The organism is Sandaracinobacter neustonicus, assembly GCF_006385875.1.
GTDB classification, from domain to species: domain Bacteria; phylum Pseudomonadota; class Alphaproteobacteria; order Sphingomonadales; family Sphingomonadaceae; genus Sandaracinobacteroides; species Sandaracinobacteroides neustonicus.
The window spans coordinates 251,696-278,493 of the sequence record NZ_VFSU01000024.1; the positions used below are offsets into that span (position 1 = coordinate 251,696).

26 protein-coding genes, 1 tRNA gene and 2 pseudogenes are annotated in these 26,798 nt (G+C 64.4%); 17 read left to right on the forward strand and 12 right to left on the reverse strand.

All coding sequences use genetic code 11. The features are described 5' to 3' along the window. Positions 1 to 23: 23 nt before the first annotated feature. A pseudogene (locus FJQ54_RS17795) lies at positions 24 to 1,028 on the forward strand (ScyD/ScyE family protein); the annotation flags it as partial. Between the two features lie 3 nt (positions 1,029 to 1,031). After that, positions 1,032 to 1,145 (forward strand): annotated as a pseudogene (locus FJQ54_RS18115) (PEPxxWA-CTERM sorting domain-containing protein); the annotation flags it as partial. A gap of 107 nt (positions 1,146 to 1,252) precedes the next feature. On the opposite strand, the gene FJQ54_RS09925 reads toward FJQ54_RS18115, so the two are convergent. From FJQ54_RS09925 to FJQ54_RS09945, 5 genes are read right to left on the reverse strand one after another with little or no spacing between them, the layout of a single operon-like run. Then, positions 1,253 to 1,909, reverse strand: coding sequence for a DUF1345 domain-containing protein (locus FJQ54_RS09925; RefSeq protein WP_140928256.1), 657 nt, complete (start codon positions 1,907 to 1,909; stop codon positions 1,253 to 1,255). Next, positions 1,906 to 4,221 (reverse strand): ATP-dependent helicase, encoded by a 2,316-nt coding sequence (locus FJQ54_RS09930; protein ID WP_140928257.1) that lies wholly within the window; start codon positions 4,219 to 4,221, stop codon positions 1,906 to 1,908. The genes FJQ54_RS09925 and FJQ54_RS09930 overlap by 4 nt, the downstream gene beginning before the upstream one ends. Before the next feature lie 21 nt (positions 4,222 to 4,242). Continuing rightward, positions 4,243 to 4,782, reverse strand: coding sequence for a 16S rRNA (guanine(966)-N(2))-methyltransferase RsmD (gene rsmD / locus FJQ54_RS09935; RefSeq protein WP_140928258.1), 540 nt, complete (start codon positions 4,780 to 4,782; stop codon positions 4,243 to 4,245). Next, entirely contained in the window at positions 4,783 to 5,727 is a 945-nt protein-coding gene (locus FJQ54_RS09940) for a pseudouridine synthase (protein ID WP_140928259.1), read from the reverse strand. Then, positions 5,720 to 6,196 carry an Lrp/AsnC family transcriptional regulator gene (locus tag FJQ54_RS09945; protein WP_140928260.1) on the reverse strand — a complete coding sequence of 159 codons (477 nt, stop codon included), beginning with the start codon at positions 6,194 to 6,196 and terminating at the stop codon, positions 5,720 to 5,722. The genes FJQ54_RS09940 and FJQ54_RS09945 overlap by 8 nt, the downstream gene beginning before the upstream one ends. A 178-nt stretch (positions 6,197 to 6,374) precedes the next feature. Between FJQ54_RS09945 and trxB the strand changes: the two genes are divergently transcribed. The 7 genes from trxB (at position 6,375) to FJQ54_RS09980 (ending at position 13,613) form a co-directional block, all read left to right on the forward strand. Then, positions 6,375 to 7,331, forward strand: coding sequence for a thioredoxin-disulfide reductase (gene trxB / locus FJQ54_RS09950; protein ID WP_140928261.1), 957 nt, complete (start codon positions 6,375 to 6,377; stop codon positions 7,329 to 7,331). 22 nt (positions 7,332 to 7,353) lie between these two features. After that, positions 7,354 to 8,262: a LysR family transcriptional regulator gene (locus tag FJQ54_RS09955; RefSeq protein WP_140928262.1), complete on the forward strand. Its 909-nt coding sequence runs from the start codon at positions 7,354 to 7,356 to the stop codon at positions 8,260 to 8,262. 429 nt (positions 8,263 to 8,691) lie between these two features. Continuing rightward, positions 8,692 to 8,768 (forward strand) — tRNA-Ile (locus FJQ54_RS09960). A gap of 152 nt (positions 8,769 to 8,920) precedes the next feature. Then, positions 8,921 to 10,330 (forward strand): efflux transporter outer membrane subunit, encoded by a 1,410-nt coding sequence (locus tag FJQ54_RS09965; RefSeq protein WP_140928263.1) that lies wholly within the window; start codon positions 8,921 to 8,923, stop codon positions 10,328 to 10,330. Beyond that, entirely contained in the window at positions 10,327 to 11,694 is a 1,368-nt protein-coding gene (locus FJQ54_RS09970; protein ID WP_140928264.1) for an efflux RND transporter periplasmic adaptor subunit, read from the forward strand. The genes FJQ54_RS09965 and FJQ54_RS09970 overlap by 4 nt, the downstream gene beginning before the upstream one ends. Position 11,695: 1 nt before the next feature. Next, positions 11,696 to 12,403, forward strand: a complete 708-nt coding sequence (locus FJQ54_RS09975; protein WP_140928265.1) for an ABC transporter ATP-binding protein — start codon at positions 11,696 to 11,698, stop codon at positions 12,401 to 12,403. Between the two features lies 1 nt (position 12,404). Next, a complete protein-coding gene (locus FJQ54_RS09980) occupies positions 12,405 to 13,613 on the forward strand; it encodes an ABC transporter permease (RefSeq protein ID WP_140928297.1) in 1,209 nt (402 codons plus the stop codon). A gap of 7 nt (positions 13,614 to 13,620) precedes the next feature. Here FJQ54_RS09980 and FJQ54_RS09985 read toward each other — a convergent pair whose 3' ends face one another. After that, positions 13,621 to 14,280 carry an MOSC domain-containing protein gene (locus FJQ54_RS09985; RefSeq protein ID WP_140928266.1) on the reverse strand — a complete coding sequence of 220 codons (660 nt, stop codon included), beginning with the start codon at positions 14,278 to 14,280 and terminating at the stop codon, positions 13,621 to 13,623. A gap of 83 nt (positions 14,281 to 14,363) precedes the next feature. Here FJQ54_RS09985 and FJQ54_RS09990 point away from each other — a divergent pair, with 83 nt between their 5' ends. Then, complete coding sequence (locus tag FJQ54_RS09990; RefSeq protein ID WP_140928267.1) at positions 14,364 to 14,801, forward strand: MAPEG family protein; 438 nt, start codon at positions 14,364 to 14,366, stop codon at positions 14,799 to 14,801. 154 nt (positions 14,802 to 14,955) lie between these two features. Continuing rightward, positions 14,956 to 15,597 (forward strand): Npun_F0296 family exosortase-dependent surface protein, encoded by a 642-nt coding sequence (locus tag FJQ54_RS09995; RefSeq protein ID WP_181160087.1) that lies wholly within the window; start codon positions 14,956 to 14,958, stop codon positions 15,595 to 15,597. Between the two features lie 270 nt (positions 15,598 to 15,867). Here the strand turns inward: FJQ54_RS09995 and purL are convergent, their stop codons facing one another. Next, positions 15,868 to 18,030: a phosphoribosylformylglycinamidine synthase subunit PurL gene (gene purL, locus FJQ54_RS10000; protein ID WP_140928269.1), complete on the reverse strand. Its 2,163-nt coding sequence runs from the start codon at positions 18,028 to 18,030 to the stop codon at positions 15,868 to 15,870. A gap of 94 nt (positions 18,031 to 18,124) precedes the next feature. Between purL and FJQ54_RS10005 the strand changes: the two genes are divergently transcribed. The 3 genes from FJQ54_RS10005 to FJQ54_RS17800 all read left to right on the forward strand — a co-directional run bounded on the left by FJQ54_RS10005 (position 18,125) and on the right by FJQ54_RS17800 (position 20,521). Beyond that, positions 18,125 to 18,592: a VOC family protein gene (locus FJQ54_RS10005; RefSeq protein WP_140928270.1), complete on the forward strand. Its 468-nt coding sequence runs from the start codon at positions 18,125 to 18,127 to the stop codon at positions 18,590 to 18,592. Positions 18,593 to 18,786: 194 nt separating this feature from the next. Further along, entirely contained in the window at positions 18,787 to 19,500 is a 714-nt protein-coding gene (locus tag FJQ54_RS10010) for a DNA helicase (RefSeq protein ID WP_140928271.1), read from the forward strand. A 373-nt stretch (positions 19,501 to 19,873) separates the two neighbouring features. Further along, positions 19,874 to 20,521, forward strand: coding sequence for a PEPxxWA-CTERM sorting domain-containing protein (locus tag FJQ54_RS17800; RefSeq protein WP_235890390.1), 648 nt, complete (start codon positions 19,874 to 19,876; stop codon positions 20,519 to 20,521). Between the two features lie 277 nt (positions 20,522 to 20,798). Here FJQ54_RS17800 and FJQ54_RS10020 read toward each other — a convergent pair whose 3' ends face one another. From FJQ54_RS10020 to FJQ54_RS10030, 3 genes are all read right to left on the reverse strand, one after another. Continuing rightward, positions 20,799 to 21,653 (reverse strand): alpha/beta hydrolase, encoded by an 855-nt coding sequence (locus tag FJQ54_RS10020; protein WP_140928272.1) that lies wholly within the window; start codon positions 21,651 to 21,653, stop codon positions 20,799 to 20,801. A 125-nt stretch (positions 21,654 to 21,778) separates the two neighbouring features. After that, on the reverse strand, positions 21,779 to 22,687 hold the full coding sequence (locus FJQ54_RS10025) for a dioxygenase family protein (RefSeq protein WP_235890391.1): 909 nt from the start codon (positions 22,685 to 22,687) through the stop codon (positions 21,779 to 21,781). Between the two features lie 99 nt (positions 22,688 to 22,786). After that, positions 22,787 to 24,022, reverse strand: a complete 1,236-nt coding sequence (locus tag FJQ54_RS10030; RefSeq protein WP_235890392.1) for a DNA polymerase Y family protein — start codon at positions 24,020 to 24,022, stop codon at positions 22,787 to 22,789. Between the two features lie 77 nt (positions 24,023 to 24,099). Between FJQ54_RS10030 and FJQ54_RS10035 the strand changes: the two genes are divergently transcribed. The 3 genes from FJQ54_RS10035 (at position 24,100) to FJQ54_RS10045 (ending at position 25,749) form a co-directional block, all read left to right on the forward strand. Continuing rightward, positions 24,100 to 24,867 (forward strand): queuosine precursor transporter, encoded by a 768-nt coding sequence (locus FJQ54_RS10035; protein ID WP_140928274.1) that lies wholly within the window; start codon positions 24,100 to 24,102, stop codon positions 24,865 to 24,867. Next, positions 24,864 to 25,178: a hypothetical protein gene (locus FJQ54_RS10040; protein ID WP_207790400.1), complete on the forward strand. Its 315-nt coding sequence runs from the start codon at positions 24,864 to 24,866 to the stop codon at positions 25,176 to 25,178. The genes FJQ54_RS10035 and FJQ54_RS10040 overlap by 4 nt, the downstream gene beginning before the upstream one ends. A gap of 115 nt (positions 25,179 to 25,293) precedes the next feature. After that, positions 25,294 to 25,749, forward strand: coding sequence for an ester cyclase (locus tag FJQ54_RS10045; RefSeq protein WP_140928275.1), 456 nt, complete (start codon positions 25,294 to 25,296; stop codon positions 25,747 to 25,749). 154 nt (positions 25,750 to 25,903) lie between these two features. On the opposite strand, the gene purQ is transcribed toward FJQ54_RS10045, so the two are convergent. After that, the gene (gene purQ / locus FJQ54_RS10050; protein WP_140928276.1) at positions 25,904 to 26,569 is read right to left on the reverse strand and encodes a phosphoribosylformylglycinamidine synthase subunit PurQ; all 666 of its coding nucleotides are present in this window, start codon (positions 26,567 to 26,569) and stop codon (positions 25,904 to 25,906) included. Further along, complete coding sequence (gene purS, locus FJQ54_RS10055) at positions 26,566 to 26,796, reverse strand: phosphoribosylformylglycinamidine synthase subunit PurS (RefSeq protein WP_140928277.1); 231 nt, start codon at positions 26,794 to 26,796, stop codon at positions 26,566 to 26,568. The genes purQ and purS overlap by 4 nt, the downstream gene beginning before the upstream one ends. Between the last annotated feature and the right edge of the window lie 2 nt (positions 26,797 to 26,798).

Genomic DNA, 26,798 nt, shown 5'->3' on the forward strand with positions numbered 1-26,798 from the left:
TGGCCGCCACGCTGGCGGCGGTGATGCTGGCCGTTCCCGCCATTGCGGGCACCTATGTGTCGAAGGTGGTGGCAACCGGCCTCAACAATCCGCGCGGGCTGGCCTTCGGGCCGGATGGCGCGCTCTATATCGCGGAAGCCGGCTATTATGTGGAAGGCGGCCCGGTGGTCGTCACGCCGCGCGGCCCGGCGGGTTATGCCGCAACCGGCTCCATCACGCGGGTTGCGGGCGGCACGCAGACACGGATTCTCTCAGGGCTGCCCGGCGTCGGGCTGACGAACGGCACAGACATGGCCGGCCCGAACGACATTGCATTCACGCCCGACGGCGTTGGACATGTCGTGATCGGGCTGGGCATGAACCCGCAGTATCGCACCAGCGGGCTGGAACCGTTGGGCAGCAATCTGGGGCAGGTCTACTCCTTCACGCCCGGCGCATTCACCGCCATCGGCGATATCTCGGCCTATGAACTGGCCAACAACCCCGTGGGTGGCGCGCTGGACAGCAACCCCTTCCACGCCACCGCCATCGGCAATGATCTGCTGGTGACGGATGCCGGCTCCAACACGCTGCTGAAACTGGATCGCGGCACCGGCGAGGTTTCGTTGGTCGCGGCCTTTCCCGGCCGCTTCATGGGCCCGCCGCCGCCCTACAGCGACAGCGTCATCACGGGGGTCGCGGTGGGGCCGGATGGGAACTATTATGTCTCTGAACTCACAGGCTTTGCTTTCACGGAAGGCGCAGCGCGCATCTATCAGGTGACGCCGGGCGGCGATGTCAGCATCGCCTATGAAGGCTTCACCATGATCAGCGACATCGCCTTCGGTGCCGATGGCAGCCTGTATGTGCTAGAGGTGGATTCCAACGGCCTCGCCACGGCGGGCGGTTCGGGGCAGATCATCCGGGTGCGGCCGGGCGGCAAGCAGACGGTGGTGATGGGCGGCCTGGTGATGCCCACCGGGCTGGAAATCGGCGGCAACGGCAAGCTTTATGTCACCAACTTCAGCGCGATGCCGGGCATCGGGCAGGTTCTGGCCATTTCCTATGTGCCGGAACCCGCCAGCTGGGCGATGATGATCGCGGGCTTCGGGCTGGTGGGAGCGATCTCCCGCCGCCGCCGGGCGATGCAGTCGGCAGTCGCTTGAAATCGACGATTCCGCGTGGAACATCTCCAACAAATCCAACAGCTCCTACAGGCAAGTTGTTGAGATTGCAGTGTTGGATGGTGTTCCACGTGGAGCAACCAATCTGGTTATCCGGGGTTGAGCGTCGATCCCAGCACGTTGATCACAAAGCCGACCACGCCCAGATTGAACAGGAAGGCCGCCAGCGAATGCAGCGTCACCACCCGGCGGAAGCTGGGGGTTTTCACCGTTGTGTCGCTGGTCTGGAAGGTCATGCCCAGCGTGAAGGCGAAATAGAGAAAGTCGCCATAATCGGGCGGCGTGTCGCCGGAAAAGCCCAGACCGCCTTCGCCGTCCGCATCCTGCCGGTAATAAAGATGGGCGTAATGCAGCGCATAGATGCTGTTGGAAAACAGCCACGCCAGCGCCAGAGTCAGCACGATCAGCAGCTTGCCGCCCGCGCTGACGGCGTGCGGCAGAACCTCTACCAGCGCCAGCAGGACGGCCATCATCGTCAGCCCCGTCACCGCCAGCATCATCGGCCGGTTGGCGTCATTCTCAGCCACATGGCGGCGCATCACCGTCGGCTGGTGCAGCCTGAGCAGCGGCGCGCACAGCAGCAGGAACATGAGCGCCGCCAGATCGAAGGCCAGAATGAAGGCCTTGGGCGCCGCCAGCCCGGCCCTGTGAAAGACCAATGTGCCCAGCAGCAGCACCAACCCGAACGCGAGGAAGCGCGGCGGCGCGACCTTGCGGCCAAGGAAATGCAGGAACCGCGTGCTCATGCGGGCGATACGAAACTGTCCAGAACCATCTTGGTTCCGGCGGAGTCGAACTCAATCTCCAGCTTGTTGCCATCCTGCCCGCTGATGGTGCCCATGCCGAACTTGGCGTGGAACACCCGCGCGCCGATCGCCAGATCGTCCCGCGCCGCGCCGCCCACGGACGAACTGATCGGCCGGGCGTTGATGACTGAGCCGCGCTTGGCGGTGGAGCGGTCCAGGCCACCCGGCGCGCTGGCGCGCCATTCACTTGACCGCGCCGTGGCGCGCTCCCAGCCGGGGCCGCGCCCGCTGCCGCGCTCCATGTCGGCGAAGGGGTCGCGTTCGTCCAGCGCGGCGCGCCACAGGCTGGCCCCGCCCGTCAGCGTGGTTTCCACCGTCACATGATCCGCTGGCAATTCGCTGAGGAAACGGCTGGGAATGGCGCTGGTCCATTGCCCGTAAACCCGCCGGTTCGCGGCGTGGAGGATGGTCGCGCGGCGGCGGGCGCGGGTGATGCCCACATAGGCCAGCCGCCGCTCCTCCTCCAGCGCGGCCGCGCCATTTTCATCCAGCGAGCGCTGGCTGGGGAACAGTCCCTCCTCCCAGCCGGGCAGGAACACATGATCGAACTCCAGCCCCTTGGCGGCGTGCAGTGTCATCATCGTCACCTTGGCCTCCGCGTCGGAGCGGTCATTCTCCATCACCAGCGCCACATGCTCCAGGAAGGATTGCAGATCGGTGAACCCCTCCATCGCCCGCACCAGTTCAGAGAGGTTGTCCAGCCGCCCGGCGGATTCCGCGCTGCGGTCGGCTTCCAGCATGGCGATATAGCCGCATTCTTCCAGCACCGCCTGCGCGAGTGCGGCCTGATCCAGCGTGTCCATCTGCCCGCGCCAGCGGCGGATGTTGGCCAGAAACTCAGACAGCGCGCGTCGCGGGGCAGGGGAGAGTTCTTCGGTTTCAACCAGTTGCTGCGCGGCGGCCGGAAGTGTCAGCCCCATTGCCCGCGCGTGGGACTGGATTTTCGCCTGCGCCTTGTCCCCCAATCCGCGCTTCGGGGTGTTGACGATGCGTTCGAACGCCAGCGCGTCGTCCGGTTGGGAAATTAGCCGCAGATAGGCCAGCGCGTCGCGGATTTCCGCGCGCTCGTAAAAGCGGAAGCCGCCGACGATGCGATAGGGCAAGCCGATGGAAATGAAGCGATCTTCGAATTCCCGTGTCTGGTAGCTGGCGCGCACCAGGATGGCGATTTCGCTGGCGCTGGCCCCTTCGCGCAACAGCCGCTCGATGCGTTCGCCCACCAGCCGGGCTTCTTCAGGGCCGTCCCAGATGGCGACGACATTCACCTTTTCCCCGGCGTTCAACTGCGTCCACAGCGTTTTGCCCAGCCGCCCCTGATTGTTGGCGATCACATGCGCGGCGGCGGCCAAAATGTGCGGGGTGGAGCGGTAATTCTGCTCCAGCCGGATCACCTTCGCGCCGGGAAAATCCTGTTCGAAGCGCAGGATGTTGGCGATTTCCGCGCCGCGCCAACTGTAGATGGATTGATCGTCATCCCCCACGCAGCAGATATTGCCTTGCCCGCCCAGCGATTTGGCGGCGAGCAGGGTGAGCCAGCGATATTGCGCGGCGTTGGTGTCCTGATACTCATCCACCAGCGCATATTTGAAGCGTTTCTGCCACTCGGCCAGCACGTCCGGATGGGTTTCAAAGATGCGGATCATGTGCAGCAGCAAATCGCCGAAATCGGCGGCGTTCAGGGTTTTCAGTTCGGCCTGATAGCGGGCGTAAAGCTCCGCGCCGCGCCCGTCCCCGAAGGCGAAGGATTCGCCTTTCGGCACATTGTCAGGTAATTGCGCCTTGTTCTTCCACCGGTCTATCAGCCCGGAGAGCTGGCGGGCGGGCCAGCGTTTCTCGTCCAGCCCGGCATCCATAATGATGCGCTTCAGCAGCCGCTGCACGTCATCCGTATCAAGGATGGTGTAGTTGGATTTCAGCCCGGCCAGTTCGGCGTGGCGGCGCAACATGCGCGAGGCGATGGAGTGGAAGGTGCCGACGAACGGCATGGTTTCCGCCTGCGGCCCCAGGAGCGCGCCCAGACGATGCCGCATTTCGGCCGCCGCCTTGTTGGTGAAGGTGACAGCGAGGATTTCCGACGGCCATGCGCGGCGTTCGTGCAGGATCTGCGCAAGGCGGGCGGTGAGCGCGCGGGTTTTCCCGGTGCCCGCGCCCGCGAGCACGAGCACGGGGCCGTCCAGCAGGGTCGCGGCCTCGCGCTGCGGCGGGTTCAGGCCCTGAAGCCAGGGGGGATCTTGGGGCGAGAGACTTGCCATGTTGCGGAACAGATAGCGAACTTATGCGGTGGGACGCAACAGATGCAGGGCTGCCTTGCCGACCGGGCGGGTGGTTTCCAGCGTGAATCCTTCCGGCTCCACAACTTCGTCGCGGGCGGTTTCGAGGCTGATCCAGCTGTGTGGGGCGATCCAGCCCATCGCTTGCGCAGAGGCCAGCGCCGGTGCCCAGTGGCCTTCGCCATAAGGCGGGTCGAGGAAGATTAGATCGGCAGGGGTCTTGGCCGGGGGCAGGGCAGTGGCGTCGTTGGCGATCAGCCGGGCGTTGGCATCCAGCTTGCGGATGTTGGCTTCGATGGCCTTGCGGGCGGCGGGTGCGCGTTCGGCGAGGAAGGCTTGTTGCCCCCCGCGCGACAGCGCCTCCAGCGCCAGCGCGCCCGAGCCTGCGAACAGGTCCAGCACGGTCAGCCCCTCGAAACTGCCGAGGCGGCTGGTGAGCATGGAGAACAGCGTTTCGCGCGCCCGGTCCGCCGTGGGGCGGGTTTCCGCGCCCTCGGGCGTTTCCAGCGGGCGGGAGCGCCAGCGGCCCGCGATTATGCGCATCTAATCCGCTTTCTTGGGCGTGCGGATCAGACTGCGGCGAAGGTTGGCGACGGCCGGGCCGGGGGCTTCCTCCACCCCGCGCGCGGGCAGGTCTTCCAGCCGGAACGGGCCATAGCTGGTGCGGATGAGGCGGCTGACCTTCAGGCCCATCGCTTCGCACAATTTGCGGACTTCGCGATTCTTGCCTTCCGTCAGCGTCATCGTCAGCCAGATGTTCGCACCATCCGCGCGGGCGCGGCGATCCACCGAGGCATCGACCGGGCCGTAACGCACGCCTTCCAGCGTGACGCCCAGCGCCAGCGCCTCCAGATCCTGCTGCCGCACTTCGCCCAGCGCGCGGATGCGATAGGTGCGCGGCACCGCGTTGGCGGGCAGTTCCAGCGCGCGCTTCAGCTCGCCATCGTTGGTGAGGAGCAGCAGCCCTTCGGTGTTCATGTCCAGCCGGCCCACCGGCACGAGGCGCGGCAGGCCCTGTGGCAGCGCATCGTAAATGGTGGGGCGGCCGCCCGGGTCGCGCGCGGCGGTGAGGAATCCCGAAGGCTTGTGGAACAGGAAGATGCGGGTGGCCTCTGCCGCCGCCACCGGCTTGCCATCCACCGTGACGCCGTCCAGCGACTTCAGGATGGTGGCCGGGGTTTCCAGCGCCACGCCGTTCACCGCGACCCGGCCTTCGGCGATCATCCGTTCGATGTCCCGGCGGGAACCGACGCCCGCGCGGGCGAGCAGCTTGGCGATGCGATCGCCTGCGCCGGGGGCCTTGGGCGCGCCCGGCGGCGGGGCGCTGCGGGCGACACGGGCGGCGCGGCGTCCGCCCGGCGTGGCGCGGGCGGTTTGCGTGGGGCCGCCGGGGCCTCTGCCGCCGGATGCGCCGGAGCGACCGCCGGACTTGCCCGGCCCACCCGGTTTCCCGGGGCCGGTGCGGCGGGGAGGGCGGCCCTCAGCCATCGACCGGGACGCCGATCTGCGATTTCGAAGTGCGGATGGTGAGCGAGGTTTTCACGCTGGCCACATTGGGGGCGCTGGTGAGCTGTTCGGTGAGGAAGGCCTGAAAGCTGGGAAGATCGCGGGCGACCAGCTTCAGGATGAAATCAATCTCTCCGTTCAGCATATGGCATTCGCGCACCTGCGGCAGCCCTGCGACATGCGCTTCGAACGCGCGCAGATCGGATTCGGCTTGGCTTTTCAGGCTGACCATGGCGAACACGGTGATCGGCCAATCCAGTGCATGGGCGCTGAGATCGGCGTGATAGCCCCGGATCACCCCGGAATCCTCCAGCGCGCGGACGCGGCGGAGGCAGGGCGGGGCGGTGAGGCCGACCTTCTGCGCGAGATCGACGTTCGTCATCCGGCCATCGGCCTGAAGGTGGGAGAGAATATCCCGATCAATCTGATCGAGTTGGTGAATACGGCTCATTTGCAGCTTCATACCTCTGGAATGGGCGTTCGCAATAGGATTGTTGCGCGCGGGCGCAAGTCCCTTGCTTCAACTGGTGCGACGAACGGATGGCTTTCGCCGGTTCGGGACGATGCCGGTGCCCAAGCTTGCGCGCCGGGAGTGCGCCGCCTAAGTCAGCAATCGAAAGGATTTATGAATGAGCGACGTCAGGCGCACGAAGCTGCTGATCATCGGCTCGGGGCCGGCCGGCTACACCGCCGCGGTTTACGGCGCAAGGGCCATGCTGGAGCCGGTGCTGGTGGAAGGGCTGCAGCCCGGCGGCCAGCTGACCATCACCACGGATGTGGAGAACTGGCCCGGCGAAGTGGCGATCATGGGGCCGGAGCTGATGGCGAAGCTGCGCACGCAGGCCGAGCATGTGGGCACCCACATCATCACCGATATCGTGGCGAGCGTGGACCTTTCCCGCCGCCCGTTCCGCGCCGTGCTGGACGGCGGCGAGGTGATCGAGGCCGAGACGGTGGTGATCGCCACCGGCGCAAGCGCCCGCTGGCTGGGGCTGGAGAGCGAGACGCGGCTGCGCGGGAAGGGCGTTTCGGCGTGTGCGACCTGCGACGGATTCTTCTTCCGTGGCAAGCATGTGGCCGTGGTGGGCGGCGGCAACACCGCCGTTGAGGAAGCGCTGTTCCTGACGAATTTCGCCAGCAAGGTGACGCTGATCCACCGCCGGGGCGAACTGCGGGCGGACAAGACCAACCAGAAGCGGCTGTTCGCCAACCCCAAGGTAGAGACGATCTGGAACGCGACCGTGTCTGAAGTGACGGGTGCGGACGGGGTGGCGGGGCTTGAACTGACGGATACCGTGACAGGCGCGACGCGCGCGCTGGAGGTGGACGGGCTGTTCGTGGCGATCGGCCATGAGCCTGCGACGAAGCTGTTCGAAGGGCAGCTGGCGATGGACGAGGAAGGCTATCTGCTGGTGGCTCCGGGGACGCCGCTGACCAATGTGCCGGGTGTGTTTGCCGCCGGAGACGTGACGGACAAGCAATATCGGCAGGCGGTGACTGCGGCCGGAATGGGCTGCATGGCGGCGCTGGAAGCCGAGCGCTATCTGGCGCATGGGGTGGATGCGCATCAACAACAGGCCGCCTGAGCCTGTGAGTGAGGGGAGCTGAATGCCGATCGACTGGGACAAGCTGCGGTTGTTTCACGCCGTCGCCTCTGCCGGGAGTTTCACCGAAGGGGCGCGGCGGCTGAAGCTGTCTCAACCGGCGCTGAGCCGACAGGTGATCGCGCTGGAGGAAGCGCTGGGGGCGAAGCTGTTCCATCGCCACGCGCGCGGGCTGGCGCTGACGAACGAGGGCGAGCAGCTGCGATCCACCACCATGCGGATGGCGGAGGAGATCGAACGCACACGCAGCTCCATCGAGGCGACGCGCAACCGGCCGACCGGCGAGATCAAGCTGACGACGACGGTGAGCTTTGGATCAAGCTGGCTGCCGGTGCAGTTGAAGGAGTTTCTGGATCTTTACCCGGATATTCGGGTGAGCCTGATCCTGTCTGACGAGGAGCGCGATCTGGCGCGGGCTGAGGCGGATTGCGCCATCCGCTTCCACAAGCCGCATCAGGCGGACCTGATCCAGCGGCCGCTGGCCACCATCCGCCACCGGCTGTGCGCGTCTCCGGAGTATCTGGAGGCGTTAGGGGAGCCGCAGACGCCCGCCGATCTGCTGGATCACCGGATGATCGCCTATGGCCCGGAAGCGCCGGCCTATCTGCGCAGCATCAACTGGGCGCTGGAGCTGGGGCATGACGGGCCGCCGCGCGAGCCGGCGCTGAGCATCAACAACAGTTTCGGCGTGCTGCAGGCGGTGGAGGCAGGGGCGGGAATCGCGGCGCTGCCATCTTACCTGATCCGCCATTCGGGCAAGCTGAAGGTGCTGCTGCCGGAACTGCAGGGGGCAGTGTTCCAGACCTATTTCGTCTATTCCTCCGAATTGCGCGGGTCGGTTCGGGTGGCGGCGCTGCGGGATTTCCTGATCGAGCGGATGACGCCGCAAAATCTGGGCGATCTTTTGGGCTGACCCGATTTTCCGGGCCATATGGGCGCGAGATAAACATTTGGAATAAATTGATTTTGCGTGATTTTCCGAGGTCTCTTGGGGCTTCAGGAGGTGCGCGGATTCGGCCGTTGAGCCAACTGTCTTAGCCATGCGTTTTCTGCATGCCTGCCAGAGTTTGTTCGCACTTGCACAATAATCGGGGCTCTCATACATAGGTCTTGTTGCTGCATTGCAGCGCACGGCCGGTTCGCCTCACTCCTCCCCGAGGCCCCGGTCTGGTCGACCGCCACTCTCCCTCCCTCCCTCGGAGGTCGACCGAAAATCTGGGCCCGGTATTGAGCTTGCTCTACCGGGCCCTTTTTCGTTCTCGGGGTTTTTCCGTTTTGGGCTGTTTTGCGGTTTGCGCCGCTTTTCAACCGGCTGCTGCCCGGCTATCGCGGCGCGGAGGTGGGGCCTGTAGCTCAATTGGTTAGAGCTGGCCGCTCATAACGGCTTGGTTGCGGGTTCGAGTCCTGCCGGGCCCACCAGATTTTCCGTTGCAAATTCGGCGCCTGCAGGGGATGCGGTGTGGCCGTTGCGTATGCTGCATAAGGCCGCAGTCGTGACGGGCCTTTGTCTGATCGGCTTGTTTCGGGCATGAACCTTGCGGCCGGGCGACGGAAAGGACAACGCGAGGCGCATGTTGCGATTTGTGGGCCAAAGACCTCTGCTGGCGGGTTTGCTGCTGGTGAGCGTGGCGGGGTGTGCGGCCGGGCCGGATTACACGCCGCCAGCAAGCGTTGATCTGGGGGTGCCCGCGCGGTTTTCCGCCGGGGCGGAGGCCGGGCCGGGGGAAGCCGAACTGGCGAACTGGTGGTCCCGATTCGACGATCCGCAGCTGAATGCGCTGGTGGAGCGGGCGATTGCCGCCAATCCTGACATCGGGCAGGCGGAAGCGCGGTTGCGGCAGGCGCGGGAGGCTTCGGTGCAGGCTGGTTCGGCCTTGTTGCCGACCTTGGATGCCAGCGGGCGCGGCGGGCGGAATTTCGCCAGCAGGGGCGGGAACAGCAACAGCTTCTCGCTGGGGCTGGATGCCGGTTGGCAGCTGGACCTGTTCGGCGGCACGCGGCGCGGCATGGAGGCGGCGCGGGCGGATGAGGCTGCGAAGCGCTATGATCTGGCCGCCGTGCGGGTGGCGATCATTTCCGAGCTGGTCAGCAACTATGTGCAGCTGCGGCTGGCGCAGGAGCAGTTGCGGATTGCTGAGGCGACGGTGGCGAACCAGCGCGACAATCGGCAGATCGCCGGGTGGCGGGTGCAGGCGGGGCTGGTGTCCTCCTTGGATGAGCAGCAGGCGCGGACGCAGCTTGCGCAGACCGAAGCGACGATTCCCGCCATCGAGGTGAGCCTGCACAATGCGCTGAACCGCATCGCGGTGCTGACGGGGCAGGCGCCGGGCGAGGCGGTGCGGGCATTGGAGGCTGCGGCGGCGCTGCCGCAGCCCGCCGAGGGGCTGGTTTCAGCGGGGATTCCGGCGGAGGCGTTGCGGCAGCGGCCCGATGTGCGGGCGGCTGAGCGCAGCCTGGCGGCCGCGACGGCGCGGGTGGGCGTGGCCGAGGCGCAGTTGCTGCCCGCTCTGGGGATTTCCGGCAGCGTGGGCACCAGCGCGCTGACGGCGGGCGGGCTGTTCGATATCATCACCGGATCCTTGTTCGCCGGGCTGAGCCAGACGATTTTCGAAGGCGGCGCGCGCACCTCGCGGATTCGTGGGCAGAAGGCGGCTGTGGACGGGGCGTTTGCCGCCTATCGCAGCACGGTGCTGGCAGCGCTGGAGGATGTGGAGAATGCGCTGGTGGCGGCGAAGGCGGCGGACGCGCGGACGGCACAGCTGGCCGAAGCGGCGGATGCGGCGAACAACAGCGCCATCCTTGCGCGCATGCAGTATCAATCGGGCCTCACCGATTTCCAGACGCTGCTGACGGCGGAGCAATCCCTGCTGTCTGCCAGCAACAGCCTGGCGGGCAGCCGGGCTGATCGCGCGCTGGCGGTGGTGCAGCTTTACAATGCCCTTGGCGGCGGCTGGCAGACGATGGACGGACGCGACACATGACGACGAGCAGCAGCGGATCGCTGGATGAGTTTCTGGGCGTGAAGCCCGCCCGGCCGTGGATGAAATGGCTGAAATGGGGGCTGGGGGCGCTGGCGCTGCTGCTGATCCTGTTCATCGGCGTGAAGATGTTCGGCAAGCCCGATGCGGTGAATTACGCCACGGAAAAAGCGGCGCGCGGCGATCTGACGGTGACGGTGTCTGCCACGGGCAACATCCGGCCGATCAACGAGGTGGATGTCGGGTCTGAACAGTCCGGCCTGATCACGCGGGTGCTGGTGGATGTGAATGACCGGGTGACGAAGGGGCAGTTGCTGGCGACGCTGGATACGTCTCGATTGGAGGATTCGGTGAAGCAGGCGCGGGCGACGCTGGCCTCTGCACAGGCGGGCGTGGCGGAGGCCGAGGCCACGCAGGCGCAGGTGACGGCGACTCTGGCGCGGCAGGAGCAGGTGTATCGCCTGTCCGGCGGGCGGGTGCCTTCCAAGACGGAGATGGATTCGGCGCGGGCCGATCAGCGGCGGGCGCTGGCCTCTGTGGCCTCTGCGCGGGCGCAGGTGGTGTCGCAGCGCGCTGTGCTTGGCTCTGCCGAGACCAATCTTTCCAAGGCGCGCATCTATTCGCCGGTGACGGGGGTGGTGTTGTCCCGCGATATCGAGCCGGGGCAGACGGTTGCCGCTTCGCTGAACGCGCCGGTGCTGTTCACCATCGCCGAGGATCTGAGCCAGATGGAGTTGCAGGTTTCCATCGACGAAGCCGATGTGGGCGAGGTGCGAGAAGGGCAGGAGGCGACCTTCGCCGTGGACGCTTTCCCCGGCCGCCGCTTCCCCGCGACGATCCGGCGGGTGAACCTTGGCTCCAACGATTCGAGCAGTTCATCCTCCACCAGTTCCACGACCGGCACGGTGGTGGCCTATACGGCGCTGCTGACGGTGGACAATCGCGAGCAGACGCTGCGGCCGGGAATGACCGCCACGGCCGACATCGTGACGACGCGGCGCGACAATGTGCTGCTGGTGCCGAATGCGGCCTTCCGTTTCAAACCAGCCAGCGCACAGGCGGGCGCGAGCGGCGGCGGCATCGCCAGCGCCATCGTCCCGCGCGGGCCGCGCCGTTCCAGCGACAGCAGCACGCGGACGGCGACCACCGGTCGCGGGGCGCAGCAGAATCTGTTCGTGAAGGATGCGAACGGTTCGTTGCGCGAAGTGACGGTGACGACGGGCGACACCAACGGCACGATGACGGTGGTGACGGCGGGCGAGTTGAAAGAGGGCGATCTGGTGGTGACCGGGCAGTTGGCGGGGGCCGAGGGCAACAGCCGCGCGGGTGGGCAGGCCAAGGGCGGCGCGCCGAAGGCTGGCGGCTGAGATGACCGAGCCTCTGATCCGGCTGCGTGGAATCACCAAAAGCTATGGCGAGGGGGCGAACAGCTTTCAGGCGCTGCGCGGCGTAGACATGGATATCATGAAGGGCGATTTCGTCGCGGTGATGGGGGCATCCGGTTCGGGCAAATCCACCACGATGAATATTCTGGGGTGTCTGGATGTGCCATCGGGTGGGGAATATCTGTTTCGCGGGCATCATGTGGAGGAACTGAACCGCGACCAGCGGGCGCTGCTGCGGCGGAAGTATTTCGGCTTCGTTTTTCAGGGCTTCAACCTGCTGGCGCGCACCAGTGCGATGGAGAATGTGGAACTGCCATTGCTCTATCGTGGCGACGCGAAGACGGAGCGTCGCCGGGCGGCGATGGAAGCGCTGGACCGGGTGGGGCTGAAGGAGTGGTGGGATCACACGCCCGCCGAGCTTTCCGGCGGGCAGCAGCAGCGCGTGGCGATTGCGCGGGCCATCGTGACGCGGCCGGAAGTGCTGCTGGCGGACGAGCCGACGGGCAATCTGGATTCGGCGCGTTCGCGTGAGATCATGGAATTGCTGAGCGATTTCAACCGCAACGGGATCACCGTGCTGATGGTGACGCACGAGCCGGAGATGGCTGCCTTTGCGCGAACGGTGGTGCATTTCCGCGACGGGGTGATCGAGCGGATCGACAGCAATGCGCAGCACGGGGCTGTGGGCTGAGATGTACGGAACCGTCTTTCTGCTGGCGTTGCGGTCCATCCGGCGGCACCTGTTGCGATCCTTCCTGACGGTGCTGGGCATCGTGATCGGCGTGGCGGCCGTGGTGACGATGGTGACGCTGGGCAATGCGACCACGGCTGCCGTGCAGAACCAGATATCCTCTCTGGGCACCAACATCCTGCAGATTCGCCCCGGGCAGGGCTTTGGCCGGGGCGGCGGCGGGCCGCGTCCGCCCAATTTCGATATGGACGATGTGCGCGCCATCGAGCAGCAGATCGCGGGCGTGAAGGCGGTGGCCCCACAGGTGCAGACGTCGGGCACGGCGATTTTCGAAGGGGCCAACTGGTCCACCACGATCAACGGCACCAGCAGCGCCTATTTTCAGGTGCAGCCGTGGCCGCTGGCGAGCGGTCGGTCGTTCCTGTCCTCTGAAGAGCAGGCGGGCAAGGCGGTTTGCATCATCGGCAACACCGTGCACCAGAATCTGTTCCGGGGCGGGGAGGCGATCGGCCAGCGCTTCCGTGTGAAGGGCATCAGTTGCGACGTGATCGGCATCCTTTCCACGCGCGGGCAGGCGGGGTTTGGCGGCGATCAGGATGATGTGGTGATCATGCCGATCAAGACGGTGCAGCGGCGCTTCACCGGCAATCAGGATGTCTCGGTAATCTTGGTGGGCGTGGACGATGCCTATTCGACGACGCAGGTGCAGGCCTCCATCACTGATCTGTTGCGCGAGCGGCGGAAGATCGGCGAGGGGAAAGAAGACAATTTCAACATCTTCGACACGAAACAGATTTCCGACACGCTGACGAGCACGACCACGCTCATGACGCGGATCATGGCAGCGGTGGCGGCGATTTCGCTGATCGTGGGCGGGATCGGCATCATGAACATCATGCTGGTTTCAGTAACGGAACGGACGCGCGAAATCGGCATCCGGCTGGCCATCGGCGCGGTGTCTCGCGAGGTGCTGATGCAGTTTCTGGTGGAGGCGGTGGTGCTGTCCTGCCTTGGCGGCTTGATCGGGCTGTTGCTGGCGCAGATCGCCATCGCGCTGCTCTCCCCGCTGATGCAGGTTCCGTGGACGTTTGACGCGCAGATTAACATCATCGCCTTCGTGATTTCGGCGGTGATCGGGGTGGTGTTCGGTTATTTCCCGGCGCGGCGGGCGGCGAATTTGAACCCGATAGACGCGTTACGGCACGAATAGGGGCGGTTTACAGCGGCTTGGGGCCGGGTTTTTCCGATGTGGCGGTGCGGGCGGCCCATGCGGCCCAGCCGGAGGCAAGGCCGGGGATTTGCGCCAGTTCGGCGAGTTCGGCCCTGTCTGCCGGAGAGCGGTAGGAGGCCTTCACCACCTGCGCGATGGACCAGCTGCCGGGCTGCCGCTGTTCGAGGATTACTCTGTCTCCGGCGCTGAGGGTGCCGGGTTCCAGCACGCGCAGATACCAGCCGCACAGGCCGTTCCTGACCATGGCCTTCACCATTTGCGGATCGTCGAACCAGCGGGCCAGCGTGGCGCAGGGCTGGCGCGGCTGGCAGATTTCCACAAGCGCAGTGCCGATGCGCAGGCGATCCCCCACATGGGCGCTCTGTTCATCCAGCCCCTCGATCAGCAGATTTTCCCCGAATGCGCCGGGGACAAGGCAGGCCGTGTGACGGGGATGTTCCGCCGCCCACAGCAGGTAGCTGCTGGCACCGAAGGCATAGACGGCCTTTTCCGGGCCGCCATGGACTCGGGTGTTGGCAACTTCATCGCCATCCAGACCCAGCGCATGGACCGAAACCGGGCCTTCGCGCGGATCCTTGCCATAGGCGGTGACATGCTCACCGATGCGGCGGGCCTTGCCGGTGCGAAGCTGAAGCAGCGTGGGCATGGACACTCTTTAACGCGCCTGCTTGCGCCGGGCCAGCGGCTGGCGCAGGTTGCGGCCGGGAGACGATAAAAGGGGAGGGTGCAATGGGAGAACTGACCGCGGCCGCGCAATCGATGCTGCACGCCATATTGGCGATGGGGCTGCTGACGCTGGTGATGTTCATCTGGATGTATGCGACGCGGCTGCCCGCCTTTTCAAAGGTGAAGCTGGACCCGCAGGAGGCGATGCATCCGGGCAGCTATCATGACCGCATCCCCAGCGAAGTGCGGCGGGTGGCGGACAATTACAACCATCTGTTCGAGGCGCCGACGCTGTTCTACGCGACTGTGCTGGCGATCGTGTTGCTGGGGCTGGCCGATGGCGGCCATGTGATCGCGGCATGGGCTTATGTGGGGCTGCGGGTGGCGCATTCCATCGTGCAGGCGACATTCAACCGGGTGCTGGTGCGCTTTGCGCTGTTCGCGCTGAGCTGGGTTGCGCTGGGCTTCATGATCGTGCGGGCGGCGCTGGCGAGTTTCTGAACGGGGTAAAAGGTTAACGACGTGGTTGAGTGTCGGTAGAGTTTACAAAAATGCTGCAAGAGCTTTTCGTTTCCGAGTAGATTGAACTTGGCATGAAACCTGCATGTGTGATTTGGGCGGGTGGATGGACCCGTCGTTAGGCGAGGGCAGGAATATGATGAAAACTCTTCTTGGGGCAGCAGCAGTGGCGCTGATTGGCGCGCCTGCGATGGCGGCTGTGGTTGTGTCGTTCGACGCGGGTCTGGCGACGCCGTCAGCCGGCTACACGGTCATCGACACGTTCGATAACCTGGACAACGTGACTGTCAACTATGGCACGGTTCTGATCATGAACCCGCCGGCGACCAGCAATGGCGCGCCGCCGGCGAACTCGGTTCCGGCCGGAACAAGCTATCTTTCGGTTCTGGGCGGTGGCAGCGCGACGATCTATTTCGCGCCCGACACCAAGAGCTTCCAGTTCGATTGGGGCTCGATCGATACCTACAACACGCTGACGGTGACCAGCAGCACGGGCATTTATACGATCGTGCCGGGGTCTTCGAGCTTCCCGAACACCGCGGACGGTAATCAGCATGCGCACGGCACCAACGGCCGCGTGACGGTCTGGGGTGATGTGGCGGGCGAGACCTTCTCGTCGATCACGTTGACCTCTGGTACCAACTCGTTCGAGATCGACAATCTGGCGACGATTGCCGTGCCGGAACCGGCGACCTGGGCGATGCTGATCGTGGGCTTCGGGCTGGTAGGCTTTGCTGCCCGCCGTCGCGAGCAGCGTCTGGCGCGCGCGATTTCCTGAGCTTTTCTCTGGGATGCGGGGGAAGGGGCGGTGGCCGGAAGGCCGCCGCCCTTTTCCTTTGGCGATCAGATTCTTTGCAAGCGCGTCGGCCTTTCGGCTTTTGCCGCCGCTCCTCTCTCTCCGCTCAGGCTGAGCTTGTCGAAGCCCGTGGAGCAGCTACCACCCGGCTCGGCCGTTGTGCTTTGACGTCTGGGGCTTCGACAGGCTCAGCCTGAGCGGAGAGAGAGCAGGCAGGCGATGCCGGTTCATCGCCTTTCCGTTAGCGCTGGCTCAGCGCGCCATCATGTCTGGGAGGAAAATTTCGTGCGCCTTTCTCAGCGCGCCGATATCCTGCGCGCCGATGCCCTCCACCTTCAGCGCCGTGCCGCCGGTGCTGCCGATACGGCTGAGCGGGACGGGGCAGGGCGGGAGCGTGGTGCCCGGCTTCACGGTGATGATGTAGCGGCCCTGATCCTCGCCATAGGCCCATGCCGCGAAGTGGCTGCCCTTGGGCGTCACGCTGGCGCCGATGCCGCCCGCCATCGCCATTTCCGCGAGCGCGACGAGCAGGCCGCCATCGGCGGTGTCATGCACCGCCGTCAGCGTGCCGTTCAGGATGAGGGCGCGCACCCAATCGCCCGCCGCGCGTTCGGCGGTGAGATCGACCGGCGGCGGCGGGCCGTCTTCCAGCCCACGGATTTCGCGCAGCCAGATGGATTGGCCCAGATGGCCTGCCGACGCGCCGACCAGCCAGATTTCCTCGCCTGCCGCCTTGAGGGCGAGCGTGGCCGAGCGTTCCCAATCGGCGATCAGGCCGACGCCGCCGATGCCCGGCGTGGGCAGGATGCCTTGCCCTTCGGTTTCGTTGTAGAGGCTGACATTGCCGGACACGACGGGGTAATCCAGCGCGCGGCAGGCCTGTGCCATGCCCTCGATCGCGCCGACGAACTGGCCCATGATTTCCGGCCGGGTCGGGGCTGCGAAGTTCATGCAATCGGTGACGGCAAGCGGCGTTGCGCCCACCGCCGTGATGTTGCGCCAGGTTTCGGCGATGGCCTGCTTTCCGCCCTCCAGCGGATCGGCGAACACGTAACGGGGCGTCACATCCGTGCTGATCGCCAGCGCCTTTTTGGTGCCGTGCACGCGCACCAGCGCGGCGTCGCCGCCGGGGCGCTGCACCGTGTCTGCGCCGACCATATGATCATATTGTTCCCACACCCAGCGGCGTGAGGCGAGGTCGGCCGAGCCGAGCAGCTTCACCAGATCACCCATCAGATCGGCGCTGTCTGCCACCTCGCCCAGTGGTGCGCGGGGCGGGGTGGGGGCCCATGGGCGGTCATATTTCGGCGCATCTTCGCCGATCGGGTCGAGCGGGAGGTCGCAGACCATTTCGCCCTGCCATTCCAGCTGAAGCCGCCCGGTATCGGTGACATGGCCGATCACTGCGAAATCCAGCGCCCATTTGCGGAAGATCGCCTCCGCCTGCGGCTCAGCGCCGGGCTTTAGGATCATCAGCATGCGTTCCTGCGATTCCGACAGCATCATTTCATAGGGCGTCATCCCCTCTTCGCGGGTGGGGACATTGTCCATGATGAGCTTGATGCCGACGCCGCCCTTGGAGGCCATTTCGACACTGGAGGAGGTGAGGCCCGCCGCGCCCATGTCCTGAATGGCGACGATGGCGTCTGTCGCCATCAGTTCAAGGCAGGCTTCGATCAGCAGCTTTTCCATGAACGGATCGCCCACCTGCACGGTGGGGCGCTTCGATTCGGAATCCTCGTCGAACTCGGCGGAGGCCATGGTCGCGCCGTGGATGCCGTCCCGCCCGGTTTTTGAGCCGACATAGACGACCGGGTTGCCGATGCCCGCGGCGGCGGAATAGAAAATCTTGTCTGTGCGGGCGAGGCCGACGCACATGGCGTTCACAAGGATGTTGCCATTGTAGCTGGGGTGGAAGCGCACTTCGCCGCCCACCGTAGGCACGCCGGTGCAATTGCCATAGCCGCCGATGCCGGCGACCACGCCGCGCAGCAGTTGTTTGGTTTTCGGGTGGGTGGCTGCGCCGAAGCTGAGCGAATTCAGGTTGGCGACCGGCCGCGCGCCCATGGTAAACACGTCGCGCATGATGCCGCCAACGCCCGTTGCCGCGCCCTGATAGGGTTCGATGAAGCTTGGGTGGTTGTGGCTTTCCATCTTGAAGATGGCGGCATCGCCATCACCGATGTCGATCACACCGGCGTTTTCGCCCGGACCCTGAATGACCCACGGCGCCTTGGTGGGCAGCTTCGCGAGGTGGATTCGCGAGGATTTGTACGAGCAATGCTCCGACCACATCACGGAAAAGATGCCCAGTTCCAGCAGGTTCGGCTCCCGGCCGATGGCCTTCAGGATACGGGCATATTCATCGGGCTGCAGGCCGTGTTCGGCGACGATTTCGGGGGTGATCGCGGTCATGCCCGGCGCTCTAGCGGAGCTTGGGGAAAGAGTCATCCGGTGGGTTGCGTGCGAATAATGTTCCAGTTATGTTCTCATGCGAGGGAGAAGTGGGATGACCGTGCAGAATCCGCCGGAGGGCTATGTGGGGGTGACGCCCTATCTGACAGTGAGCGATGCCGACGCCGCCATCGGCTGGTATGTGCGGGCGCTGGGGGCCGAGCTGAAATACCGGATGGCGTGGAACGGCAAGGTGGGACACGCCGAGCTGGCCATCGGCGGCGGGCACTTCATGCTGGCGGATGAATTTCCGGACATGGGAATGCTGGGGCCGGGAAGCCGGGGCGGCACCACGGTGCGGATGCTGGTGTATGTGCCGGATGTCGATCTCGCCTTTCATCAGGCGGTGACGGAGGGCGCGAAAGAGCTTTACCCGCTGGAAAACAAGCCATGGGGAGACCGCAGTGTGCAGATCCTCGACCCGTTCGGCCATTGCTGGACGCTGGCGACACATGTGGAAGATGTTGCTTACGCGGAGGTGGATGCGCGGATGGCGGCGATGGGGGATCAGAGCGAAGGGTAGATCGGTTGGGCGCACCGGGGCGGCTTGTTGACGAGAGAGCATCTTGCTATTGCTGAGGCAAGGCATGGCCCGTGCCTCCTCCCACCGATGGGAAGCATCCAACATGCAGGGCCTTTGGCGGATTTCGGACCACTTTGTTCGAGCCTGCGCATGCGGTGGGATTGCGCGAATCGCTTGAAATGAGGAGGTTTCCGATGAAGTTGACCACTCCGGTTTTTCGGCTGAAGCGTCAGGCAAGGCAGCAGGCTCGCGCGACGGGCACGCCGTTGCACGCCGCACTCGACCGGATGGCGCACGACGAGGGTTTTCGGAGTTGGGGCCATCTGTCGGCATCGCTTGCCGTTGATCGGCCATCGGCTGCTTTGCTGCAGCAGTTGCGACCGGGTGATCTAATGTTGCTGGGTGGAAGGCCCGGCAATGGCAAGACACTGATGGGCCTTTCGCTTGCGGCGGAAGCGGCCAGCGCGGGCCGGCCGGCCTATTTCTTCACGCTTGAGGACAGTGAGAGCATCGTGCGTGACCGGCTGCGACTGCTCGGGTTTGCCCCGGGACTGATCGGCGGGAAACTGATTCTGGACACGTCCGATGCGATCTGTGCGCAGCATATGATTGAACGGATCGGTCCAAAGGCCGACCGGGCAGTGGCAGTCATCGACTATCTGCAGTTGCTGGATCAGCGCCGGCGCAATGCGGACCTTTCCGTGCAGGTCGCGGCGCTGCGGGAATTCGCAGAGGCGACGGGGTCGATACTGGTCATGCTGTCACAGATCGATCGGGTCTTCGATTCATCCGGGAGGCGCTTCCCGGAGCGGGCCGATATCCGCTTGCCGAATCCGATCGACACCAGCCTCTTCACAAGGGCCTGCTTCCTGCGCGCGGGAGAAGCCCGGCTTCAGGAGGTGGCCTGACGGCTATGCGGAAATGTTCGGAAACGCCGACTGGTCAGTCGGCGGGCAGACGCGAAATAGGCATTCGAGCTTGCGCGGCCTCAACTCTGCCTCACACCTGATGTCCTGCCGAGAGCCAGGATTTCGCGAGAAGGGTGCATTTGATAATAAATTGCAATTAAATTAACGATCACCAGGTCCGTCTCAAGTGTCAAAAATGCGAATCTGCAACTCATTATCAAACATATAGTCAATACACTCTTTATAAACTCCGATTTCTACTCCAACTGGACCCGGAAGAACCCAATATTAACCATTTTTCGACTATTTCCACTCCACATACGGTGATAGAATTCACGATAGCTACATGTGATTCATGAAGGGGTGCATCCGTGTGGCTGGCAACACCGGCCATGATCGTCTGGATAAGGGGGTCATCGGTCCGGCTTTGAGGGTTGGAGCCATGAAACATATCTTGATGGCAGGCGCACTTGCCTGTGGAACCTTGTTCTCTGCGTCCGGCGCAACGGCGGCGGTTGCAACCAATTACGGCAATTGCGACACGGCAGGGGTGTTCGAGGCTCCGTTCACTTACATCGCCTGCTCAGGCGGCTATGATAAGAATATTCTGAATAACAGCACCAACGGTGTGGATTCGCAAAAGGACGCGCTGCAAGCGCTGGACTTCGACACCACGGACTTCGATTTCAACAGCTTTTTCAAGATCGATAGCTTGAACGGCGCTGACGTCACCTCGCCGCCCGCACCGCTGATGACCGGCATCACCATCTTCGGAATCCACTTCGGAGGCGGTAGCGTTCTGGGTAATGTGACTGCATTCTACAAATTCGATGCAGGCGCCGGCACCACCACCATCCCGTTCGCCACCAACGGCAGTTCGGGCTGGGTGCTGTATCAGACGGGTGGAGACACTGGGGACGTCGTGCCCGAACCGGCGACCTGGGCGATGATGATTGCGGGTTTCGGATTGGTTGGCGCAGCTATGCGCCGCCGCGGAGGCAACGCAACCGTTTCCGCCTGACAGGCAGGTGCCGAAAATTCCATAACGAAAGGGGTGGTGCCGAAAGGTGCCGCCCCTTCTCGCTATCAGATTCTTTTGGGACCATGTGCTGCCGGGAGATGATGGCACAGTCCACTTATCTGAAGACGCACCGATAAGTGTGCGTGATCAGGTAGTTAGGCAAATGCCGCAATAGCCCTTTCCGTGGCCAGATTGGCCGAACACCGCATGTATGCAACGGGCGACCTCCGGAGTGCCGCCCCGGCTTTGCGGCCCCATCATGTCCATGTCCGGGAATTCATCGGCCAGCATGACGCGTGTTTATCCAGCCGATGATGTCTGCCACCACCTGTTCCTTGCCGAGATCGTTCAGGAGGTCGTGGAAATGGCCTTCGTAGAGTTTCAGGGTTTTGTCGGTTGAGCCTGCCTTTTCGAAGAACAGCTGGCTGCCCTCCGGGCGGGTGGTGTGGTCTGCTGTTCCGTGCAGGATGAAGACGGGGAGGGTGATTTTGGGGAAGTCGCGCTCCAGCCGTTCGTCGGCCCGGGTGAGGGCGGCGACGGTGGCGACGGGTTGCGCCTCTCCCTCGATCAGCGGGTCTGCATACATGGCGGCGACTGCGGCGGGATCGCGGGAGAAATCGTCGAACTTCAGTTTCAGCACGCCGGTATGCGGGATCACATGGCTGAGGCCCTTCATCAGCGTGAGGGCGAGATCGGGGGCGAAGACGCGGAAGGCGAAGCTTTCGCAGATGAGGCCTGCCAGTTCGGCCTGATGATCGAGCGTGTAGGTGCAGGAGACCACGCCGCCCGCACTATGGCCCAGCAGATAGAGCGGCAGGCCGGGGTTTTCGGCCTTCGCGTGGGCGATGAGGGTGGAAAGGTCTGCGACATACTCGTCGATGCTGTCCACATAGAAGCGCTCGCCGTCTGACTTGCCGCGCCCGCGCAGATCGAGGGCGTGGACGGCGAAGCCTGCCTTCGCCAGTTCCGCGCCCGCCCACAGATACTGGCCGCTGTGCGAGTTCACGCCATGACAGATGGCGACGATGGCGCGCGGTGGGTGGGGCGGCTTCCAGCTTCGGGTGAACAGCCTGAGGCCGGACGGGCCGGTGAGGATGGTTTCGTGCGGGGTGAGGGCCGGTTGATCGGACATTGCGCGCCTTCCGTTCCATACGAGGAATGGCGGCAGCATGGCATGATTGGCCGGGGCTTCCAATTGATCCGAAGCGGTAGAGCGGCTTTCGGCCTGCCCCGGATTTTATCCGGGGCAGGCGAGGGTCAGCGCGCCACGCCCACGAGGACGGTGGCGGTGTAGCCGTTGCTGGTGTCGCCGGACATTTTCAGGGTCTGCTGCTCCATCTGGGCGGCGCTGTTGTCTCCGAAAATGCCGTCTGAGCTGATGCTGGTGCGGTTGAAGCGGGCCAGATTGCCGCTGTAGGCGCTGACGTTGCTGTAGACATCGGTGCAGACCGCCGAGGGGATCGCCATTTGCGAGGTGAGGATCGCATAGCCGCCGTTGGTGGCGGTGGCGGTGCTGGAGAAAACCTCGAAATGGATATGCGGATAACGGCCTTCGTAGCAGCCCGGCACGATGGTGGTGAAGCTGACCTGTCCCGACGCGTTGGTGACCTGCACGCCGCGCAGATAGCTTTCGTTGGGCAGATTATAGAGCGAATATTGCCCGCTGCGATCACACTGCCAGATGTAGATCGCATAGCCTTCCAGCGGCGCGCAGCTGCCGTTCACATTCACAAGCGAGATGGTGAGTGTGACCGGAACGCCGGTGGCGGTGGCCGTGGAACTGCCGAGGAAGCTGGAGCGGATATCCGAGCGGATCACGCCGGACTGGGTGAGCACGTTGGAGGTGAGGCCGGGCGAGCTGTTGCGGCCGTCTGCCGGATAGGGGCCTTCGGTTTCGCTGCTGTTGACGATGCAGGTGCCTGTGGGGGTGGGTGTCGGGGTTGGCGTGGGGGTTGGCGTGGGCGTGGGAGTTGGTGTGGGCGTCGGCGTTGGGGTGGTTGTGGTGGTGCCCGTGCTTGTGCCGCTGCTGCCGGAACTGCAGCCCGCGAGGATGCTGGCCGAGGCCGATGTGGCGAGAAGCGCCATGAGATCGCGGCGGCCGAGGCGGTGCATGGCTTCGGCGTCGCGCTGGAAATGGGATCGGCGGGTCTTGAGGCTGTGCGGCATGCGAGGCTCCCTGGGGGTTTTTCGCATCTGCAGCATCGCCGGGTGAACGGCAGATGAGCGAGCAGGGGCTTTTGCGGCGGGCTGTTGCCGAGGATGTTTTTATTCGTGGAATTCCGCTGCGTCCGGGATTCGTCCGAAGGCGATCTTGGTGCCGATGAGGCTGGCGCGACCTTTGGCGACGGAACCGAGGGTGACGGTGTTGCGGCCGAATTTCTCGTTCAGCGCGTCCATCGCGTGGGCGATCCGCAGGGTGGGGCGGGCGGGGGCATCGAACAGGTTCAGCTGGGTGCCGATGGCGGGGCGGATATCGTCCAGCGTGACGCCGATGACGCGGATACGTTCAGCGCCGATTTCGCGGGCCAGCCGGGGCCAGAGCAGGGCGAGGGCTTCGAGCAGGGGGAAACTGTCATCCGTGGGGGCGAGTTTCAGCGTGCTGTGCCAGCTGCGGCGGGATTCGAAGCGGGCGTGCAGGGTGAGGTGGCGGGTGACGCACTCGGCGCGGCGCAGGCGGCTGGCGGCCTTCAGCAGAAGGCGGCGGGCGGTTTCGCGGGCGGTTTCCAGCGTTCGGATGTTCGGAGCGATGACATGACTGTGGCCGATGGAGCGGCTTTGCTGCGGGCGTTCGGGCATGTCTTTCCCGTGCAGCGCATAGCAGAGGCGGGTGCCGACGACGGAGCCCCAACTGGCGGTGGCGGCGTGGGGATCCTGCGCGAGCAGCTGGGCCATCGTGTGGATGCCTCGGGCGTTGAGGCGGGCTTCCATCTTCGCGCCGATTCCGGGGATGTCGCGCAGGGAAAGGGACAGGAGGGCGTTGGGAAGATCGGCGGACCGGATGAGGGTGAGGCCGTCTGGCTTTTGCATGTCTGATGCGATTTTCGCGACGAGGCGCGAGGGGGCGATGCCGATGGAGGAGGTGAGGCATTCGCCGACGTTCGCGCGGATTCCGGCCTTGATGCGGCGGGCGAGCGCGAGGGCCTGTTCCGGGCTGTTTTCATTGTCCAGCAGGCGGCAGGCGACTTCGTCTATCGAGCAGACATGGGTGACGGGGATGTGACGCCAGACTTCTTCGATGATCTTGTCGTGATAGGCTTTGTAGTGGCTGTGATCTCCGCCGCAGAAGATGATGTGGGGGCAGAGGCGGCGGGCTTCGCCGACGCGCATGCCTGTGTGGATGCCGAACGCCTTGGCCTCATAGCTGGCGGCGATGATGGTGCCGCTGTCGATACGTTCCGGGCCGACGGCGATGGCCTTCCCGCGCAGATGCGGGTGGCGTTGTTGTTCGACGCTGGCGAAATAGCTGTTGAGATCGAGATAGAGCCAGCGCAGGGGTTGCATAGCGTAGAACATATCAGGAACAGTTGCGCGACGAAAGGGGTTGCGCCAAGCTGTTCGGGAGATTCGAAAGGGGTGCGATGAGCGAGCAGCGCGTGGAAGGGCTGATTGTCGAGGAGCCGGAGGGCATCCGGGCGATCGAGGCGCGCGCGCTGGAGGGACGGCGGCTACGCTATTATGATTATTGCATGGCGGCGTTCGCCGTTCTGCTGATCTGCGCCAACCTGATCGGGGCGGGGAAGGTGGCCAGTATCGACCTGCCGTTGTTCGGCAGCGTGGTGTTCGGGGCGGGGATTTTATTCTTTCCTTTGAGCTATGTGCTGGGCGATGTTCTGACGGAGGTTTATGGTTACGCCCGCGCCCGGCGGGTGGTTTGGGTGGGGTTTGCAGCCAGCGTGTTCGCGGCCGGGATGGCGGCAACGGTGGTGGCCTTTCCACCCGCGCCGGGCTGGGAGGGGCAGGATGCGCTGGCCGCCGTGATGGGGCAGGCCCCGCGGATTTTTGCGGCTTCCATCCTTGCCTTCTGGGCCGGGGAGTTCGCCAATGCCTTTGTGATGGCGCGGATGAAGGTGTGGACTGAAGGGCGATATCTGTGGACGCGCACCATCGGCTCCACCGTGGTGGGGCAGGGGGTGGACAGCCTGATCTTCTATCCGCTGGCCTTTCTGGGGGTGTGGGAAACGAAGCTGGTGCTGACGGTGATGGCCACCAATTATCTGATGAAGGTGTTGTGGGAGGCGGTGCTGACGCCGGTGACCTATAAGGTGGTGGCGTTCATGAAGGCGCGCGAGGGGCTGGACGTGTTCGACGTGGACACCGATTTCACGCCGTTCCGGACGAAGGTGTGAACCCGCTGCAAGAGGTGAAGTGGTGGCTGATGGGGGCGACGGGCCTCTCGAAAGACGCGCTTCATGTCTATGTCGGGATGGGTGTGCTGTTGGGCGCGGCGTGGCTGGGGCGCTGGCGCGTGGGGGATTGGCGGCCGTTGTTGGCTGTGCTGCTGGTGGCGCTGGCGGGGGAGTTGTGGGATCTGATCGACAATATCCGCACCAACGCGCCGATGCAGTGGCGCGGGCATGGGAAGGATATTCTGAATACGCTGTTCTGGCCGACCGTGCTGACGTTGCTGGCACAGACACGGCTGTTCAGGCGAAGCTGAAACGAGGATCAGGCCCTCAGCCGCTCAATTCCCAAACGGGCTCTTAAAAATTCTATACAATTGAAGGTGGAGCGCCGCATAAACGCGACCGCGACACACTTAAAGGGATCGAGTTATGCAAGACGAGTATCTCGATGATACGCCCGGCGCCAGGAAGGATTTGTTCCGGCGGCTGATCGAACTCTATGCGCTCGGGGATGTCGATGCGCTCCGACCGCTTGTTGCCGCAGACTATGTCGGACACACTGCGGCCGGAGACAGGGACTGGGCCGAGTTTCGCCAGAGCATCCTCAATTTCCACCAGATCTTTGAATATGCACCGGATTCCTTCATCGTCGAGGACCAGTTCGTCGAAGGCGACAAGGTTGCGACCCGCATGACCGCCCATGTGCGCAGCCGCGAGACCGGTGAAGCGATGACCATGATCGGCATCAACCTCGCGGTGATCAGGGGTGGGCAGATCCGCGAGGAATGGAATACGTGGGAAATGGTGGGCTCCCCTGCAAAGGATGGCGAAGGGGCCGCGGACAACGCGTCGCTTTCGGTGCGCGGAGCGTCGACCTCAGGATGAGCGATTTATTTGGTTGCCAAAGGAACCGATGCGCCTGACCGGGCCGTATTCCCCTTGTCGCAAGCTATCGTCAGTGCCCCAAAAATCGCGAACATGTCTGCAATCAGCATCGCCGCGATCACTATTCTCCGGCGCTGGTTGATGAGTCCTGAGCTTAGGCGAGGACGTTGAGCAGGCCTTCGAACAGCTTGCGGCCATCGGTGTTGCCATGGGCCTGTTCCACCACCCGTTCGGGGTGGGGCATCATGCCCAGCACATTGCCCTTGGCGTTCAGGATGCCGGCGATCTGGCGGGCGGAGCCGTTCACTTCTTCGGCGTAGCGGAAGGCGACCTGGCCTTGTTGTTCGAGGCGGTCCAGCGTGTCTGCATCGGCCTGAAAATTGCCGTCGTGGTGGGCGACCGGGATGCGAATGGTTTCGCCCGGTTGATAACCCTTTGTGAAGGGCGTTTCCGTGGTGACGACTTCGAGGGCAACATCGCGGCAGACGAAATCGAGGCCGGCGTTGCGCATCAGCGCGCCCGGCAGCAGCCCGGCTTCGGTGAGCACCTGAAAGCCGTTGCAGATGCCGAGCACGGGGGTGCCCTTGCCTGCCGCTTCGATCACTTCGCGCATGATGGGCGCGCGGGCGGCAATCGCGCCGGAGCGCAGATAATCGCCATGGCTGAAACCGCCGGGCAAGGCGATCAGTTCGAGGCCAGCGGGCAGTTCCGTGTCGTCGTGCCAGAGCATGGCGGGCTTCACGCCGGTGATGAGTTCCAGCGCGACGGCGAGATCGCGGTCGCAGTTGGAGCCGGGGAAGACGACGACGGCTGTTTTCACGCCAGTTCCACCTTGAAATTCTCGATCACGGTGTTGGCGAGCAGCTTGCGGGCCATATCCGCCACCTGATCTTCCGTGGTACCGTCTGCGACGTCCAGCTCGATCACCTTGCCGACACGGACTTCGGCGACATCCGGAAAGCCGAGGCCTTCGAGGGCGTGCTGGATGGCGCGGCCCTGAGGATCGAGGACTCCGGGCTTGAGTGAGACTGTGACTCGGGCTTTCATGG

Coding starts and splice junctions, on each gene's coding strand:
- FJQ54_RS10025 (WP_235890391.1), bottom strand. CDS start 22,687: ATGCCGCACAGCCTCAAGACCCGCCGATCCCATTTCCAGCGCGACGCC.
- FJQ54_RS10020 (WP_140928272.1), bottom strand. CDS start 21,653: ATGTCCGATCAACCGGCCCTCACCCCGCACGAAACCATCCTCACCGGC.
- purS (WP_140928277.1), bottom strand. CDS start 26,796: ATGAAAGCCCGAGTCACAGTCTCACTCAAGCCCGGAGTCCTCGATCCT.
- FJQ54_RS09940 (WP_140928259.1), bottom strand. CDS start 5,727: ATGGCTGAGGGCCGCCCTCCCCGCCGCACCGGCCCCGGGAAACCGGGT.
- rsmD (WP_140928258.1), bottom strand. CDS start 4,782: ATGCGCATAATCGCGGGCCGCTGGCGCTCCCGCCCGCTGGAAACGCCC.
- FJQ54_RS09975 (WP_140928265.1), top strand. CDS start 11,696: ATGACCGAGCCTCTGATCCGGCTGCGTGGAATCACCAAAAGCTATGGC.
- purL (WP_140928269.1), bottom strand. CDS start 18,030: ATGACCGCGATCACCCCCGAAATCGTCGCCGAACACGGCCTGCAGCCC.
- FJQ54_RS09930 (WP_140928257.1), bottom strand. CDS start 4,221: ATGGCAAGTCTCTCGCCCCAAGATCCCCCCTGGCTTCAGGGCCTGAAC.
- FJQ54_RS09965 (WP_140928263.1), top strand. CDS start 8,921: ATGTTGCGATTTGTGGGCCAAAGACCTCTGCTGGCGGGTTTGCTGCTG.
- FJQ54_RS10010 (WP_140928271.1), top strand. CDS start 18,787: ATGAAGTTGACCACTCCGGTTTTTCGGCTGAAGCGTCAGGCAAGGCAG.
- FJQ54_RS09995 (WP_181160087.1), top strand. CDS start 14,956: ATGATGAAAACTCTTCTTGGGGCAGCAGCAGTGGCGCTGATTGGCGCG.
- FJQ54_RS09970 (WP_140928264.1), top strand. CDS start 10,327: ATGACGACGAGCAGCAGCGGATCGCTGGATGAGTTTCTGGGCGTGAAG.
- FJQ54_RS09945 (WP_140928260.1), bottom strand. CDS start 6,196: ATGAGCCGTATTCACCAACTCGATCAGATTGATCGGGATATTCTCTCC.
- FJQ54_RS10030 (WP_235890392.1), bottom strand. CDS start 24,022: ATGCAACCCCTGCGCTGGCTCTATCTCGATCTCAACAGCTATTTCGCC.
- FJQ54_RS09990 (WP_140928267.1), top strand. CDS start 14,364: ATGGGAGAACTGACCGCGGCCGCGCAATCGATGCTGCACGCCATATTG.
- FJQ54_RS10045 (WP_140928275.1), top strand. CDS start 25,294: ATGCAAGACGAGTATCTCGATGATACGCCCGGCGCCAGGAAGGATTTG.
- FJQ54_RS09925 (WP_140928256.1), bottom strand. CDS start 1,909: ATGAGCACGCGGTTCCTGCATTTCCTTGGCCGCAAGGTCGCGCCGCCG.
- FJQ54_RS10035 (WP_140928274.1), top strand. CDS start 24,100: ATGAGCGAGCAGCGCGTGGAAGGGCTGATTGTCGAGGAGCCGGAGGGC.
- FJQ54_RS10005 (WP_140928270.1), top strand. CDS start 18,125: ATGACCGTGCAGAATCCGCCGGAGGGCTATGTGGGGGTGACGCCCTAT.
- trxB (WP_140928261.1), top strand. CDS start 6,375: ATGAGCGACGTCAGGCGCACGAAGCTGCTGATCATCGGCTCGGGGCCG.
- FJQ54_RS09980 (WP_140928297.1), top strand. CDS start 12,405: ATGTACGGAACCGTCTTTCTGCTGGCGTTGCGGTCCATCCGGCGGCAC.
- FJQ54_RS09985 (WP_140928266.1), bottom strand. CDS start 14,280: ATGCCCACGCTGCTTCAGCTTCGCACCGGCAAGGCCCGCCGCATCGGT.
- FJQ54_RS09955 (WP_140928262.1), top strand. CDS start 7,354: ATGCCGATCGACTGGGACAAGCTGCGGTTGTTTCACGCCGTCGCCTCT.